Origin of the sequence: Nocardia sp. NPDC059177 (assembly GCF_042755165.1) — a bacterium.
Classification (GTDB): Bacteria; Actinomycetota; Actinomycetes; order Mycobacteriales; family Mycobacteriaceae; genus Nocardia.
Genome location: NZ_JBHZBX010000017.1, coordinates 29,972 through 46,028 on the forward strand (window position 1 = coordinate 29,972; position 16,057 = coordinate 46,028).

At 69.9% G+C, this 16,057-nt stretch carries 14 protein-coding genes; 3 read left to right on the forward strand and 11 right to left on the reverse strand.

The features are described 5' to 3' along the window. Positions 1–9 precede the first annotated feature (9 nt). The 3 genes from ACFXK0_RS20915 to ACFXK0_RS20925 all read right to left on the reverse strand — a co-directional run bounded on the left by ACFXK0_RS20915 (position 10) and on the right by ACFXK0_RS20925 (position 4,986). Positions 10–993 carry a M48 family metalloprotease gene (locus ACFXK0_RS20915; RefSeq protein WP_379412192.1) on the reverse strand — a complete coding sequence of 328 codons (984 nt, stop codon included), beginning with the start codon at positions 991–993 and terminating at the stop codon, positions 10–12. Between the two features lie 69 nt (positions 994–1,062). Continuing rightward, positions 1,063–4,512 carry an error-prone DNA polymerase gene (locus ACFXK0_RS20920; RefSeq protein ID WP_379412194.1) on the reverse strand — a complete coding sequence of 1,150 codons (3,450 nt, stop codon included), beginning with the start codon at positions 4,510–4,512 and terminating at the stop codon, positions 1,063–1,065. Positions 4,513–4,530: 18 nt separating this feature from the next. After that, a complete protein-coding gene (locus ACFXK0_RS20925) occupies positions 4,531–4,986 on the reverse strand; it encodes a hypothetical protein (protein ID WP_379412195.1) in 456 nt (151 codons plus the stop codon). Positions 4,987–5,116: 130 nt separating this feature from the next. Between ACFXK0_RS20925 and ACFXK0_RS20930 the strand changes: the two genes are divergently transcribed. Beyond that, positions 5,117–6,073: an SDR family NAD(P)-dependent oxidoreductase gene (locus ACFXK0_RS20930; RefSeq protein ID WP_379412196.1), complete on the forward strand. Its 957-nt coding sequence runs from the start codon at positions 5,117–5,119 to the stop codon at positions 6,071–6,073. 12 nt (positions 6,074–6,085) lie between these two features. Here the strand turns inward: ACFXK0_RS20930 and ACFXK0_RS20935 are convergent, their stop codons facing one another. The 6 genes from ACFXK0_RS20935 to ACFXK0_RS20960 form a co-directional block, all read right to left on the reverse strand. Further along, complete coding sequence (locus tag ACFXK0_RS20935) at positions 6,086–6,922, reverse strand: HipA domain-containing protein (RefSeq protein ID WP_379412198.1); 837 nt, start codon at positions 6,920–6,922, stop codon at positions 6,086–6,088. A 47-nt stretch (positions 6,923–6,969) separates the two neighbouring features. Continuing rightward, the gene (locus ACFXK0_RS20940; protein ID WP_379412199.1) at positions 6,970–7,179 is read right to left on the reverse strand and encodes a HipA N-terminal domain-containing protein; all 210 of its coding nucleotides are present in this window, start codon (positions 7,177–7,179) and stop codon (positions 6,970–6,972) included. Beyond that, positions 7,176–7,442 (reverse strand): helix-turn-helix transcriptional regulator, encoded by a 267-nt coding sequence (locus ACFXK0_RS20945; RefSeq protein ID WP_379412200.1) that lies wholly within the window; start codon positions 7,440–7,442, stop codon positions 7,176–7,178. The genes ACFXK0_RS20940 and ACFXK0_RS20945 overlap by 4 nt, the downstream gene beginning before the upstream one ends. A 103-nt stretch (positions 7,443–7,545) precedes the next feature. Next, entirely contained in the window at positions 7,546–8,463 is a 918-nt protein-coding gene (locus ACFXK0_RS20950) for a sucrase ferredoxin (RefSeq protein ID WP_379412202.1), read from the reverse strand. An 84-nt stretch (positions 8,464–8,547) separates the two neighbouring features. Beyond that, positions 8,548–10,113, reverse strand: coding sequence for a DNA polymerase Y family protein (locus tag ACFXK0_RS20955; RefSeq protein WP_379412337.1), 1,566 nt, complete (start codon positions 10,111–10,113; stop codon positions 8,548–8,550). A 177-nt stretch (positions 10,114–10,290) separates the two neighbouring features. After that, on the reverse strand, positions 10,291–11,037 hold the full coding sequence (locus tag ACFXK0_RS20960) for a hypothetical protein (RefSeq protein WP_379412203.1): 747 nt from the start codon (positions 11,035–11,037) through the stop codon (positions 10,291–10,293). Positions 11,038–11,248: 211 nt separating this feature from the next. Here ACFXK0_RS20960 and ACFXK0_RS20965 point away from each other — a divergent pair, with 211 nt between their 5' ends. Next, complete coding sequence (locus ACFXK0_RS20965) at positions 11,249–12,388, forward strand: serine/threonine-protein kinase (protein WP_379412205.1); 1,140 nt, start codon at positions 11,249–11,251, stop codon at positions 12,386–12,388. On the opposite strand, the gene ACFXK0_RS20970 is transcribed toward ACFXK0_RS20965, so the two are convergent. Continuing rightward, the gene (locus ACFXK0_RS20970) at positions 12,389–13,030 is read right to left on the reverse strand and encodes a response regulator (RefSeq protein ID WP_379412206.1); all 642 of its coding nucleotides are present in this window, start codon (positions 13,028–13,030) and stop codon (positions 12,389–12,391) included. 236 nt (positions 13,031–13,266) lie between these two features. Continuing rightward, on the reverse strand, positions 13,267–14,595 hold the full coding sequence (locus ACFXK0_RS20975; RefSeq protein WP_379412338.1) for a PspC domain-containing protein: 1,329 nt from the start codon (positions 14,593–14,595) through the stop codon (positions 13,267–13,269). A gap of 777 nt (positions 14,596–15,372) precedes the next feature. Between ACFXK0_RS20975 and ACFXK0_RS20980 the strand changes: the two genes are divergently transcribed. Further along, entirely contained in the window at positions 15,373–16,002 is a 630-nt protein-coding gene (locus ACFXK0_RS20980; protein ID WP_379412208.1) for an MspA family porin, read from the forward strand. Positions 16,003–16,057: the final 55 nt, after the last annotated feature.

A 16,057-nucleotide genomic window follows, 5' to 3' on the forward strand; every position in this document is an offset into this window, starting at 1 on the left:
TCGAGCCGGTCATGGCCTGGAGATTTTGCGTTCGCGTGCCTCGATCGTGGCCACCCGCCGCGCCACCGTGGGGTGGGTACCGAACAGGCGCACCGGCAACGGGTGCACGGGATGGGTGTGTTCCCAGGCCGCGCCCGAAGCGCGCAGGAAGGCGCGCATATCGGCGCCGTAGCCGAGGTCCACCGCCACGCGGTCGGCGCGGAACTCCACCTGCTGGGACAGCTGTGCGCGCGCCGGTTCCTGCGCCAGGACGATCAGCGCGACCAGCACCGCCACCGGCGAGCCGAGCGCCGGAGTCAGGACGGTGACCAGCGCCCATCCCACGGTCAGGTAGGCCACGGTCGGCGCGGTGGCACCCATCCGGAAGTGGTCGGCCGGCGGCGGGTGATACCCCGACAGCCGATTGCCGATCATCCCGCAACCACGCACGACGATCAGCACGATGGCCGCGACGAAGCTTATGCACAGTCCGAACGGAACTTCGAAAAGACCTCGGACACAGGAGATCCACCGGCGCAGCAGCGGCGGAACCAGCAGGTGGTGGGCCCACTCGTGGGCGAGCAGCGCGCGCAGTTCACCGTCGGAGGTCACCGCCAGTGCCTGACAGGTGACGCAGATGTGGCGCAGCGGTGCGGCATACCCGCCCACCTCGTCGGAGTCCTTGATCCACAACGTGTATCGAGCCGCGTCGTCGCCCGCGACCAGCGCCCAGGCATCGGCCAGTCGCTCGCGCTCGGCCGGCTCCGCCCGGTTCGCCTGATCAGCGGCCCCGATGACGGCGGAACAGACGAAAAACAGGTACACCGCGCTCGCCAGCACCCACACCACGACGACGATCGTGGTCCAGTACCCGAGCCGGGCCCACAGCTCCACGAGCAGCCAGCCACTGAGCACGATCGATGGCAACGAGACGACGACCTCGCCCAACCGCACGAACAACCTGGTGCGCACCGGCACCAGCACGGTGCCACGATCGGTCTGCTGTCGACGCATATCCGCCCCCGAAGAACGTTCTCCGATTACCAAGGTACCCAGTGTTTTCCGCCGACCGCCACCGGAAACTCAGCGGAAGTCGCGCGAGCGGGCCACGATGCGCAGATCGAGGTGTTCGAGATGGTCGGCGACCACGCTGGCCGCGCCCTCGGCATTCTGGATCCGGCCACGCACGAGCAACGCGGTGGCGCTCTGGGCGAGGCGGCGGTAGCGGCTCCACAGACCGACCGAGCAGACCACATTGACCATGCCGGTCTCGTCCTCGAGATTGAGGAAGGTGACCCCGCCCGCGGTGGCGGGACGCTGCCGGTGGGTGACGGCGCCGGCGACCAGGATGCGGGTGCCGTCCTCGACGAGCAGCAGGTCGGCGGCCGGAACGACGCCGAGGGAACGCAGGTACTCGCGCAGGAATTCGGTGGGATAGCTGCCGGGTGAGATGCCGGTGGCCCACACATCGGCGGCGGCCAGTTCGAGTGCGCTCATGCCGGGCAGGGCGGGGGCCGCGGTCACCGGCCCGGTGCCGGGCAGCAGGTCCGCGCGCTCCCGTGCCGCCGCGCCCGCCGCCCACAGCGCCGCCCGCCGCGCACCGCGCACCGCGTCGTCGGCGCCGACAAGCCTGTCCAGAGCGCCTGCGGTGGCGAGGGATTCGACCTGAGCGACGGACAGTTCGATGCGGGCGGTGAGGTCGAGCATCGAGGTGAAGGGGCCGTGGGTGGTGCGTTCGGTGATGACGCGCTCAGCGAGGTCGGCGCCGAGGTGGCGGATGCCGGACAACCCGAGGCGGACCTCGGTGCCCGCGTTCTCCAGGGTGGGTTCGGCGCGGCTGGCGTTGATGTCGGGGCCGTGCACGAGCACCCCGTGGCGGCGGGCGTCGGCGACCAGCGACTGCGGCGAGTAGAACCCCATCGGCTGGGCCCGCAGCAGCCCGGCGCAGAAGGCGGCCGGATGGTGCAGTTTGAACCACGCCGAATAGAACACGATCGAGGCGAAGCTCTGCGAATGACTTTCCGGGAAACCGAAATTGGCGAAGGCGTAGAGCTTCTCGTAGATGCGGTCGGCGACCGCGCCGGTGATGCCGTGCAGCTCCCGCATGCCCTGGTAGAGGCGGTCTTTGAGCTGTTCCATCTTCTCCGGTGACCGTTTGGAGCCCATGGCGCGGCGCAGCTGGTCGGCCTCGGCGGCGCTGAAACCGGCCACGTCGATGGCCATCTGCATCAGCTGCTCCTGGAACAGCGGTACGCCGAGGGTGCGGGCGAGCGAGTTCTCCAGGGCGGGATGGTCGCAGTCGGGCTTCTCCAGGCCGTTGCGCCTGCGGATGTACGGGTGTACCGAGCCGCCCTGGATGGGCCCCGGCCGGATCAGCGCGACCTCGACCACCAGGTCGTAGAAGGTGCGTGGTTTCAGCCGGGGCAGGGTCGCCATCTGCGCGCGCGACTCCACCTGGAACACCCCGATCGAATCGGCGCGCTGCAACATCTCGTAGACGGCCGGTTCGGCGAGGTCGAGCGCGTGCAGTTCGACGGTCTCGCCCTTGTGCTCGCGGACCAGGTCGATCATGTAGTGCAGGGCCGAGAGCATGCCGAGGCCGAGCAGGTCGAACTTCACCAAACCCACTGCGGCGCAATCGTCCTTGTCCCACTGCAATACGCTGCGCCCGGCCATCCGCGCCCATTCCACCGGGCACACGTCGGCGATGGGCCGGTCGCAGATCACCATGCCGCCGGAGTGGATGCCCAGATGCCTTGGCAGACCGTCGAGTTCGCCGGCCAGCTCGAGTACCGCGCCGGGGATGTCGGTGCCGGTCTCGGCGGCCACCCCCGACCAGCGGCTGACCTGTTTGCTCCAGGCATCCTGCTGTCCAGGCGAAAAGCCCAGTGCCCGTGCGGCATCGCGCACCGCGGACTTGCCGCGATAGGTGATCACATTGGCCACCTGCGCGGCGTAGTCGCGGCCGTATTTGGTGTAAACGTGCTGGATGGCCTCCTCGCGCCGATCGGATTCGATGTCGACATCGATATCGGGCGGCCCGTCACGTTCGGTGGACAGGAACCGCTCGAAGAGCAGCTTGTTGGCCACCGGGTCGACATTGGTGATGCCGATGGCGTAGCAGACCGCGGAGTTGGCGGCCGAGCCCCGGCCCTGGCACAGGATGTCATTGTCCTTGCAGAACCCGACGATGTCGTGCACCACCAGGAAGTAACCGGGGAACGACATCTCCTTGATCACCGCGAGCTCGTGCTCGATCTGCCGGTACGCCTGGGGATTTCGCTCCGGTGGGCCATAGCGTGCGGCGGCGCCGCGCATCGCGAGATCACGCAACCACGAGTCCTCGTCGTGGCCGGCCGGCACGTCGAACGGGGGCAGCTTCGGCGCGATCAGGCGCAGGTCGAACGCGCATTCGCGAGCCAGCTCCACCGCATGCGACACCGCCCGCGGATACTCGGCGAACAGCCGCGCCATCTCCGCGCCCGAACGCAGATGCGCGCCGCCGGTGGACGGCAGCCAGCCCGCCATCTCGTCGAGACTGCTCCTGGACCGGATCGCGGCCAGCGCCATGGCGCGACGACGCTGGGCGGGCGCGGCGAAATGCGCGCCGGTGGTGGCCAGCACCGGGATGCCGACCCGGTCGGCCACCGCGACCAGGTAGGCATTGCGTTCGTCGTCGGTGGCGATGCCGTGGTGGGTGAGCTCGACGCTCACCCGGTCGGCGCCGAAGCGTTCGGCCAGATCACGCAGGGCCGCTTCGGCTTTCGGCAGGTGTGTGTCACCGACGGCCAGGTCCTGGTCCAGCGCGGTGCGCAGGTGGCCTTTGCGGCAGCCGGTGAGGATGTGCCAGTGCCCGTCCGCTGCCGCGGTGAGGGTGTCGAGGTCGTAGCGCAGAATGCCCTTCGCGCCGGCCGCCATGTGCGCGTCGGCCATCTGCCGCGACAGCCGCCGGTACCCCTCCTGGCCGCGCGCCAGTACCAGCAGATGCGGGCCGGCGGGATCGGGAAACCCGGTGCGCGGCACGGAGTCCGGTGCGTTCCGATGCCCGGTGGGATGCTCGGTTCCCGCCGCGACCCGCACTCCCCCGCGCGGAACAGAACGGCGCCGGACCGCATCCCCTCGGCCCGGCGCCGCCTCCGCATCGGTTCCCAGTGACAGTTCGGCACCGAAAACCGTTGGCATTCCCCATTCCCTGGCCGCCTCGGCGAACCGGACGGTCCCGTAGAACCCGTTGTGGTCGGTGAGCGCCAGCGCTTCCAGGCCCAGCCGCACCGCCTCCTCCACCAGTTCCTCGGGCTGGCTCGCGCCGTCGAGGAAGCTGTAGGCGGAGTGGGCGTGCAGTTCGGCGTAGGGCACCGCCGGGCCGGTCGGCCGGTCGAGCGCGGCGGCACGGTATTCGCCCCGCTTGCGCGACCAGGCCGGGCTGTCGCCGCCGTCGCCGGGATGCATGTCCTCGGCCGGGCGCCCGCTCGGCCTGCCCGAGAGCACCCGCTCCAGCTCCGACCAGGTCGGCGGGCCATTGCTCCAGCCCACGCGCCCACTCCTCTCGACTCAACTCACCGGCAGGCGCTCCATCGAGCGCGTTTCCAGCGCCGCCTCCACATGTCCCAGACCCGTGCGGATCACCGCGCCGTAGGCATCGTTGGCGAGCACATCGAGGTGCCCGCGCGCGATGGCCAGCTGCATCCGCGCCATCTCGAAGTCACCGACGCGGCGGTGACTGTCGGCGAGGTTCAGATACAGCGAGGGCAGGAACCCGCGCAGCCCCTCGTCCAGCGGGATGCCCGGCCCGAACACCGCGGCCAGCGCCCGCTGATCCCACAGCAGCGCCCCCTCGGGGAGTTGCTGCACATCGGCCAGGTGATGGGCGATCACACAGCGATGCAACGGGTCGCCATCGTCACCCACCTCGTCCCAGAGCCTGCTCAGCGCCGCGCACGCCGCCTCCTGATCAAAACCGCCGAGCCGCACCGCGGCATAGATATCCGCCATCCGATCGTCCGCCATGTACACCAGTATCGCACATACGTTCGAAGATTGACGAGAGGCGTTCGAACATATTTTCGAGCAATTTTCGATCTGGTCACAGAACTTACTTTGGAGTAAGTTAGTGGGAACGAGCTGCAAAGGAGCAGTGATGTCCCAGGTTTCTCCAGGCGCGCAGGGCCGTAAGCGGCGGCGCGAGCTGACCGGCAGGCATGTCGTCATCACCGGCGCGTCGTCCGGCATCGGGCGGGCCGCTGCGCTCGCGGTCGCCGGCAAGGGCGCTGTCGTCTTCCTGCTCGCCCGGCGTGGCGACGAACTCGCCGAGGTGGTCGCCGAGATCACCGACGCGGGCGGACGAGCCTACGGCTACCAGTGCGATGTCACCGACGCCGAATCGGTCGACACGACGGTCAAGACCATTCTCGACCAGCACGGTCACGTCGACATGCTGGTCAACAACGCGGGCCGGTCCATCCGCCGCGCCATCCACCGCTCCACCGACCGTATGCACGACTTCGAACGCACCATGGCGGTCAACTACTTCGGCGCGGTCCGGATGACCCTCGCGCTGCTGCCGCAGATGCGTGAGCGCGGCTTCGGGCAGATCGTCAACATCTCCAGCGCCGGCGTGCAGATGGCGATGCCCCGCTTCGCCGCCTACCTCGCCAGCAAGGCCGCGCTGGACAAGTTCGCCGAGGTGGCCGCCATCGAAACCCTCGCCGACGGTGTCGGTTTCACCACCATCCACATGCCGCTGGTACGCACCCCGATGATCGCCCCCAGCGGCGACCAGGGCCCCTCCGAATCCCCCGAATGGGCCGCGGGCACCATCGTGCGCGCCCTCACCGAACGCCCCAAACGCATCGACGTCCCCCTCGGCACCCTCGCCGAATACGGCGGCATCATCACCCCCAAACTCCGCGACCGCGTCCTGCACCGCTACTACCGCGCCCTGCCGGATTCCCCTGCGTCCAAAGGGGAATCGGCCGAGGACACACCGTCACCCACCACCCCGCCCCGCACCCCCAAACCACGCTCGGCCGCCCGCAAGGCCACCGGCACCGCCCTACGCCGCGCCGCCCGCTGGGTCCCCGGCACGCACTGGTGAGACAGCTCAGGTCTACCAGCCACGCGCACGTGAGCGAGTCGCGATCGCATCGGTAAGGCGAGCAAGGTATGCGTGACCGGCGGCGTCCGTGTCGGTTTCATCGCGCGCAGACAGGAACGCCTCGGCAACACCAGATCGAATGCGCTCGATACTGGACGCCGCCCGGTCGGCATCGACTCGCAGGATCTTCGCAACCTTCATCAGGTGCGATGAACCGATTCGGTCCATCGCGCGTTCACCTCCGAGTGAGACTGCCGAAACCACAGTGGACGGGCCGTCATAGAGCACATTGCTACCGAGGTCGTAGAGTGGCGCCAGGCGCATCTGCCGACCGAAGTGGATGATCGAGTAGTTCTTCGCGTGAGCGTCGGTATTGACTGCGGCCACCGTGAATATCAAAGCCTCGAACAAACCGAATCGTGCGTCGTCCTGCGCTTGCGGTGGCATCGTTGCCAACAGCCGAGCAAAGTCCGAGACTCCAGGCCCGCCGTCGGCTTGATACTTTGCGGCGGGATCAACACTGAGCGCCTGTGCGAAGTCTTCCTGATGGAGTCGACTCAACCTGCCGTTGATCATCACTCGGTCATACCGGCGTCCGACAAAGACATGATCCCCACGATCGGTGAGAAGGATCGCGTGCTCGGCTACGTCCAATCCGAGATGCTGGGCAGCGCGCATCGTGACGAACTCATTGAGATCGTGACCGCTACCGGTTGCCGCAGGCTTCAGAATATGCGTCGTCGGCGTCGAGTCCAACGGGAGCCCCCATCGCCCCTGATCGTCACGATACAGGGCGATTTTCGGCTGAGCGCCGGCGAGACTCCAGCGGATATCATCACGGCCGCGCATCCATTCGGAAGCATCAGCAATGACTTCAGCAACAAGCGCATCGAGGTCTACGAACTCGATTTCCCCGGTACGAGAGGCAGGAACGGGCGCGCAATCTGATTTCGATACTTTGCACCAGGCACCACCGGCATCGCAATCGACATGGGGGTGGCGAGCGGATCTACATCATCGTCATAGCGGAATGTGATTGCACCGTGGTTGTCCTGAGTGAAGGTGCCGGTACGTACACCGTCGAGGTAGGCGATAAGCTCCTTCACAACCGCCCCATGAGGTGACCGAGATCAGGTTCGTTCCGACTTGCACGTGGCCCGACAGTGAGGTCGAGACCCAGCGAGTCGAGAACACGCAGCACGTTCTGCAACGTGGGGTTCGTAAGTCGTCCGGTTTCCAAGCGTACGAGCCACTGCCGGGTGACTCCAGCCTGTTCGGCGAGCTCCGCCTGAGCAAGCGATCGCGACTCACGTTCCGCACGCACGACCGAACCGAGTTGGGGTGAACTGTAGAACGTGACAGGTCTCATGAGCTCCAGCCCTTGAACGTATGTACGTTATATGCGACATCGGCGATTGTACGCTAAATCGTACTTTCCGCTATGTACGCTAGAACGTACTCCTAACGATCAGCTAACCAGCGATCGGGATCAGTTCCTCCACGGTCGCTGCTTCCAGGTAGACCGTCGGCTTGGCGGCGGCGTTGCAGCTGGCCTGGCGGGGTGGGGCGGCGACGGTGTGGGCGGTGACGCGCCAGCGGCGGCCGTCGCGGTGGGTGACCACGGCGGCGCCGGCGAGGGTGGGATCGTGGGTGGAGGTGGGCTCCAGTTCGACGGTGAGGTCGTCGATGGCGGCGGTGACACGTTCGCGCACAGCCACTTCGGCGAGCTGGCCGATGGGCGGATGGCAGCCGCGGCCACGGAAGCCGACGGTCGAGACCCGGCCCGCTTCGGCGGCGGTGAGCATCTGCTCGGCGGTGGTCGCGTCGACGCGGCCGTAGGTGAGCGCGGTCGGCAGCACGACGGCGGCGGGAGCGAAACGGTGACCGCCGGTGTGTGAGGCCTCCCAGACCCGGCCGGGGCGATCGGCGGACAAGCTCGCCGCGATCGGCCTGCCGAGCCGGGCACAGCACTGGTCGCGTTTGCCGTGGGCGCAGACCAGCACGACCGGATCGTCCACGCGCGCACCGATTCCCGGTGCTGGACCGTGCACCAGGTGCAGGTCGATGTCGAAGAGCTGACGCAGGTCGGTGATCTCGAACCGCTCGCACCACGGGCCCTCGGGTCGCGAACTGGCCAGCAGCACCGTGCGGGTACCGGTGAACTCGTTGCGGCCGGGGCGCCGGATCAGCGTCGGGCGCACGTGGGCCGCCACGCTGCGTGCGGCCAGTTCGGCGGTGATCTCCGGGCCGAGGACCTGATCGGCGAGCACGTCGCGCCCCCAGGCGCCGGGATGCTCGATGCACAACCATCCGGTGACATGCGCCGCCGTCCCCGCCATCGGCAGGTCGACGGCCGCCGCGGTACACGACATCCCCTCGAACGGGTTCATGACGGCTCCTTCCGCGACCGGGTCCAGCCGATCCTGGACGGTCGTTTCACTCTAGGGCCGGGCCCGCAGTGGTGGCGGACACACCTACTCGTAGACGCCTTCCGCGTGCCAGTCGGTGGCGTCGTAGACCAGCAGGACCGCGCGGATCTCGGTGGGGGCCGCGTCCAGCTGGATCTGGGCGCGGACGGCGGGAGTGGCCGGGTTGGCCGACCACCAGCGTTCGGCGACCGGCCACGGTCCGGCCCAGCCGAGCAGCGCCCATTCCTTGCTGCCCCAGCGCAGGCGGGCGGGGTCGGCGGTGAACAGGCCGCGGTCGGTGACCAGGACGGCGAGGCCGTCGGCGTCGGTCAGGTACACAGTCGGGCGATGCAGCAGGAGCAGGGTGGGCGCCGGCTCGGGGAGGCGGCCGGGCCAGGGGTGGGCCGGATCGGTGGCGGGGGTGAGTTCGTCGCCGAGCGCGATCGTGGTGACGCGTTCGGCGGGGCCGCGGCCGCCGCTGAGGACACCGATGCGCACCGCCTCGCCGCCGAGCAGCCCCTGCACCCGGACCAGGGCGCGGCGGGCCCGCTCGGTCTCCTCGCCCTCACCGCCCCACAGCCCCAGTTGCAGGGCACCCGCGGCGACCACCTCGACCGGTTCCAGGGTGAGTGTGGCGATGGGCGCGGTGGGGCGGGCGCGGTGGGTGAGCCAGCCGTCGAGCTGCCAGCGCACCCGGTCGGCGGTGTCGGGCGGGGTGAGCGGGCGGGCGCAGCGCCAGATCCTGGTCAGCTCCTCGCCCGCCTCGGTGCGCGCGGTCACCGCGAGCCGGGTGCAGGCCACCCCGGCCGCGGTGAGGGCGGTGTGCAGGCGGGTGGCGAGTTGCCTGCCGGCGAAGGCGGCCGCGTCGACCCGGTCGACGGGTGGATCGCAGACCAGTTCGACGGTCAGTTCCGGGGCGGGCGGGCGCGCCGAGGGCGGACGCTCCGGCAGGGCCCGCGCGGTACGGTGCGCGAGCACGGCGTCGGCGCCGAAACGCGAGGCCACCTCGGCGGGTGACAGGCGCGCGAAATCGCCGATCCGGCGTAACCCCAAGCGGCGCAACAGGTCGACCAGTTCGGCGCGTTCGGGCGCGGCTAGGCTCGGCTCGCTCGCGAGCTCGGCCACCGGCAGCGCGGCCAGATAGCGCGCGCCCTCCCCCGGTGCCACGAGCGCTCCGCGCCGCGCCGCGATCACCGCCGTGGACACCGCGTCGGCGATCCCGATCTGCGCCTCGGCACCCACCGCCGCGACGGCGTCGATCAACCGCTCCGCCGCCGCCTCCTCGGACCCGAAATACCGTGCGGCACCGCGTGCCCCGAGCACGACGAGGCCCGGCCGCAACACCTCCACACCCGGCACCGTCGCGTCGACGACCTCGACCACCGGCTCGAACAGCCGCGCATCACGGTCTGGATCATCCGGTACGACAACGAGTTCCGGGCAGCAGCTCTGCGCGTCACGCCGCCGCATCCCGCGCCGCACCCCGTCGGCGCGGGCGATGGCCGAACACGCCACCACCCGGTTCCCCCGCAGCACCGCGATCGGCCGGTCCGCGGCGACCTTCGCCACCGCGGCGGCCGCCACCGCGGGCCAGTCGGGGCACCACAGCGCCAGCACCCGATCGGCCCGCATCACGACGACACCCACCGAAAATACCGCCACCCCAGCATGTTCGGTAACGAAGCGCGGCCTCGCCCACCGCGCGGACACCGCCGAAGCCGCACAGGGCGACGCGCAGATCGGCGCTCACCGCGCGGAATCGAAGGTCGGCTCAGACCCATGGCGGTAACCCGGACGGCGCGCCGATGGTCATGACACCGCTTCACGTAATGCGGTGACTTCGGTGGCGCGCGTGGCGGTCTCGCGGGTCCGCCATTCGGTGCGGTCGGCCAGCGCGCACAGATCCATGCGGCCGTGCCGAGCCGGGCCCGCTTTGGCGCTGACGCGGACGTCGAGGCAGACCGAGCGCAGGCGGCCGCGGCCCGCACCGAGGCCGCGATAGCCGGTGACGCGGGAATCCAGGCGCAGGGCCGGGTCGGTCCAGTTCCCGCCCGCGACGACCAGGGTGGCACCGCGATTGCGGGCGCGCGCGGCCAGTACCCGGCAGCGGGCGGGCGGGACGGCGCGCCCGTCGAGGCCGAGGACCACCAGGTCCAGGCCGTCGAGCAGGACGGCGGCGACTTCGGCGGGGTCGGGGCCCGGGTCGGGGATCACCGCCAGGCGGGACAGCTGCGCACCCATTTCGGCGGCGGCCAGCAAACCCAGCCGGGGCAGGCCGACGACCACCGCGTGACCGCCTGCCCCGGTCACCGCGGCGAGCAGCCCGGTCAGCAGGGAGTGCGCGCCGGAATAGGCGACGACCGCGCCTTTCGGCAGGCCGCCGTCGGGCAGCAGATCGGCCAGCGGCGCGGGCACCGGCAGCAGATCGCGACGTAATGCCTGGTCACGCGGGGTGTGTGCGGTCGCGGACTCCCCGCGGCCCGGGACCGCGGCCATGCGCCTGCGCAGGTCGTCGAGCGTGCGCTCGCGATCGGGCGAGTACTCCCGCGAACCCATCAACACCACCTACTTCCACGATGGACCCGCGAGCGGAGTACCGCTCAGCACCACACTCTCAGCACCGTTCCAGCTATCGATCATATTCGAATATACGTTCGATGGCGACCAGAGTGGCACCCACCCCCTGACGTGTCCACAGCGGGGTGCCCTTATACCCGCGAGTAGAGATACCGGCCAGTCAGCGGCATATTCGGCTACCCTCGCACCCGTGACCGAACGTGCTCGCCCCCATATCGGCCCCGACTACCTGGTCGCGGGCCGCTACCGCCTGCAGTCCAAACTGGGTGGGGGTGGCATGGGCGCGGTCTGGCTCGCGACCGATCGGTTGCTCAACCGCGATGTCGCGATCAAGCAGGTGCTGTCCACGGCCGGGCTCAGCGAGGCCGAGGCCGAGCGGATCCGCGCCAGCATCGTGCACGAGGGCCGGGTCGCCGCCAAGCTCTCACATGTGCACGCCATCGCCGTCCACGACGTGGTGCTCGAAGCGGGCGAACCCTGGCTGGTCATGGAGCATTTACCCTCGCGCAGTGTGGCCAAGGCGCTCGCGCTGGTCGACACGCTGCCCGCGGTCGAGGTCGCCCAGATCGGCGCGCAGGTGGCCGACGCGCTGGCCGCCGCGCATGCCGCGGGCATCGTGCACCGTGACATCAAGCCGGGCAACATCCTGGTCGCCGACCGCGGCAACAGCGTCGGGCTGGCCAAGCTCAGCGACTTCGGTATCTCCCGTGGTGCAGGCGACGCCCCGAGCGACGAACCAGACGGCATGATCACCGGCACCCCCGCCTACCTCCCGCCCGAGATCGCGCGTGGCGCCCAGCCCACCGAGGCCAGCGACGTGTTCTCCCTGGGCGCCACCCTCTACACCATGCTGGAGGGTCAGCCGCCGTTCGGTTTCGACGACGACGAGAACGATGTCGTCACCCGGGCCGCGATGGGCCAGATCATTCCGCCCACGCGCAGCGGCATCCTCACCCAGGCTCTGCTGCACATGCTCGAGCCCGCTCCCCAGCGACGCCCGACCATGGCCGAGGCCCGCGACGAAATCCTCACCGCCGCTTTCGGACCCGGCACCGGCGCCTACATTCTCGGCGCCCCGCTGCGCACCGAGGACGGCACCATCCCGTCCTGGGCCGCCCGCAACTCCGCCAGCGGCCTGCGCAGCCCGCACTCAGCCCCCCTCCCCCGCCCTCAGCGCACCCCCATGCCGGCCGCGGCCGCGCCCGCCGCACCCCGCCAGCACACCGGCAGCTTCGTCGACAACCTCCCCGACGGCGCCCCCCTGGCCATCGGTGCCGGCATCCTCATCGGCCTGGTCATCCTCATCGCGATCATCATCGCGGTGATGTGATCACTCGATCCGGCGGCGATGGGCCCAGCGGGTCAGGGCATTGCGGTTGGACTGCTGGGTTTTGCGGAGCACGTTGGAGGCGTGGGTTTCCACGGTCTTCACCGAGATGAACAAGGTCTCGGCGATCTCGCGGTAGGTGTAGCCGCGCGCGAGCAGGCGCAGTACCTCCAGTTCGCGCGGGGTGAGCGAGTCCAGTTCGGGATCGAGTGGCGGCTCGGGGACCGGGGAGCGGCCGGTGAACGAGTCCAGCACGAAACCGGCCAGGCGCGGGCTGAACACCGCGTCACCGCCGGCCACCCGGCGGATGCCGTCGGCGAGTTCGGTCCCGGAGATGGTCTTGGTGACATACCCGCGCGCGCCCGCCCTGATCACCGCGATCACGTCCTCGGCCGCGTCGGAGACGCTCAGCGCCAAACACACCGGCCCCTCGGCGATTCCGGACAGCACCGCCACCCCGCCACCGTCGGGCATGTGCACATCGAGCAGCACCACATCGGGTCGCGCGGCATCGATCCCGGCGACCGCCTCGGCCACCGCGCCCGCCTCGCCGACGATCTCCATATCGGTCTCCCGGCTCAGCTCCGCGCGCACCCCCGACCGGAACACCGCGTGATCATCGACCAGAAACACCCGAACACTCACTACCGGCTCTCCTCACCCAGCGACTTGCCCTCATCGGTACCACACCGACACCGATCATGACCTCCCGCGCGCGACCGGTGCGGCGGACCGACGACCCGCTGTTCCACGTGTGCACCCTGCGAACCCCGCGCGCGACCGGTCCGGCGAATCCGCCTGCGGTGTCGCCGGGACGCCGCGCATGGTGGCATGGTGACAGCCGTATCCGCGGGCCCAGCGAGATGTCGACGCAGAACAGATCACGCGTCACCCGACGGTCGCACAACCACCTGATCAGCGGCGGCCGGGTCGACGGAGGTGGTGCGATCGTCGGGTGTGTCGGTGGTGCCCGAGTCAGAGCGGGGTAGCACGATGCGGACCTCGGTGCCGCGGCCGATGGTCGAGTCGATCTCGGCGGTGCCGCCACGGCGTTCGATCCTGGCGCGGATGGATTTGGCCAGGCCGCGGCGGTCCTCGGGGACCGCGCTCACGTCGAAACCGTTGCCGCGGTCGCGGACGAATACGCTCACCTGATGCGGTTCGGTCTCGGCGAACAGGTCGATCTCCGGGACGCCAGCGTGTTTGGCGGCATTGACCAGAGCTTCCCGGGCGGCGCCCAGCAGGGCGGTGAAGTGTTCCTTGGGCAGGCCGGCGCCGGTGTCACCGGGGTCCATCGTGACATCGCCGACGGTGACCGGGGTGACCTTCACACCGTGCTGGTCCTCCACCTCACCGGCGATGGTGCGCAGCGCCGCGGCCAGGCTGGACTGGGCGGGCGCGGTGTCGTCGAAGAGCCATTTGCGCAGTTCGCGTTCCTGGCTGCGGGCCAGGCGCAGCACCTCTTGGGGGTCCTCGGCCTGACGCTGGATCAGCGCGAGGGTCTGCAGCACCGAGTCGTGCAGGTGCGAGGCGATCTCCTCGCGTTCCTCGTTGCGGATGCGGGCGCCGCGTTCGGCGTTGAGCGCGCGCACCATGCGCAGCCACAGCGGCACCGTCAGCAGGCCCGCGCCGATCAGGGTGACCGCGACCGCGATCAGCGCCGAACCGAGCGAACTCAGGTCGATCCGGGCCAGCACCACCACGCCCAGCCCGACCACGATCAGCGTCGCCCCGGCCACGATCCGCGACCAGGTCACCACCGAGGGCCGCGCGGGTATCCCGAACAGGGCGCGCGGGCCCGGCGCCGCCGCGTCGTATTCGCGCCACACCAGTGCCGCGCCGATCGCGACCACCACGATCGGCGCGATCACCCGCGCCGCGGTGCCCTGGAACAGCCACGACACCGTCGCGGTGAGGCCGAGGCCGAGGAGTGCCAGGCCGATCGCCTGCCTGCGCTCGTCGCCGGTCGGCTTGACCGCGTCGGCGCCGGCGGGGGTGAAGATCCACAGCAGCCCATAGGCCACCAGACCGGCGCCGACCAGCGCGGACAGCAACACGAACGCGATCCGTACTTTGAGCACGTCGACGCCGAGATGATCGGCCAGTCCCCCGGCCACCCCACCGACCACCCGGCCACCGGTGCGCCGCACCAACCGCGGCAGCTCGGGCACCGGCCGCTCGACCGGCGCGGGACCGGGTACCGGCAGCATGCCGGGGCGATACCCGCGTGGCACGCCGTAGCCCTGCGCACCGGGGAACTGCTGGTGGCCGGGCGCGAATCGATATCCCGCCGCGGCGCGCGGGGACGGCTGCGCCAGGTAGGGCTGCGGGGCGCCATAGACCACCTGTCCGCCCGAGGCGCGCTGCGCACTGTCGGCGGCGCGGCCCATCAGTGCGGGCGCCCAGTTGAGCCGGCGATTGCCACCGAATCGTGGCGCGCTCGCCGCACCCGGTCCGGTCGGCGGCGCGGTGGGTCGCGGACCGCTCGGCGCGGTGGGTGGCGGACCGCTCGGCGCGGCGTGCGCGTTGTTCCCGGGGGCACTGCGGTACCCGTGAGGGTACCCCTGGGTGGCGTCGCGGGCGGGAACAGACGGATCCATACTCTCGATACTGGCACGCTGCGCGATCTCCCGGCATCGGGAATCTCCCTGATCTCGCCGCTGTCGCGACTCGGGGGACCGCGGTCACACCGGCGGCTTCCCGACCGCACCGGCGGCCCGCCGGGGCGCCTTCGCGAACCCACCGGCGCCGACCTGGCCCGACGGGTGTCCGGTCCGGACGAAAACCCCTCTCCACCTGCGATTTTCATCGAGCCGCCGGACGACCGGAACGGCGGTCCACCACGGCCGGACCGGAAAACCGGGCACAGCGCTCTCACCTGCGATTCCCAGCCTTCCGCCGCGTCCGGCGGCATCCGGGTCGCAGCCGGAATTCCTACCTTGATGTCGGGCCGGAAAACACGGCCGACACTTCGGGGAGGAACACCAATGAACATCACCACCACCGTGCTGGGGACCGCCGCGATCGCGCTGAGCACTCTGGGGATCACGCCGATGGCCTCGGCGACACCGATGGCGCCGCACGAGTCCACCTACCACGGGCCCGCCGGCTTCGAACTGACCATCGGGCACACCGACCAGTCCTACCGGCAGGTGCCCGCGCTCAACGCCATGCCGACCAATCGGGAGGTGTTCCTCGACAACACCGCCTACGTCACCGCGCCAGGGGGCGCGACCGGCGATCTCACCTCCGGGTACTTCGTGGCCTGCGCGGTGGATCTGACCCTGACCGTCGATCTCGGCGGCGGGATCTCGGTCGACGCCGGGGGCTCGATCGGATTCGGTTCGTCGGGGCCCGACGCGTCCGTGGACGTCGGCCCGTCGATCTCGGCCGGCATGGATCTGAACCTGTCGATGGCGCCGGGCGAGATCAAGAAGATCGATGTCGGCAGCCGGGCGCTGGACCCGGGCACCACCTACCTGGTGAACCGGGACTTCCATCTGATGGTGGGCAACTGCGCCGGACCGCTCAACATCTACTCGTGGGCGACCGTCACCGCCACCTCCGGATCGGTGACCGCGACCAACTCGATCTTCGGCGACACCATGTTCCTGTGAGCCGATTCGGGACCCGGCCGAGTGCCGGGTCCCGATCGACCAAATATCATTACCC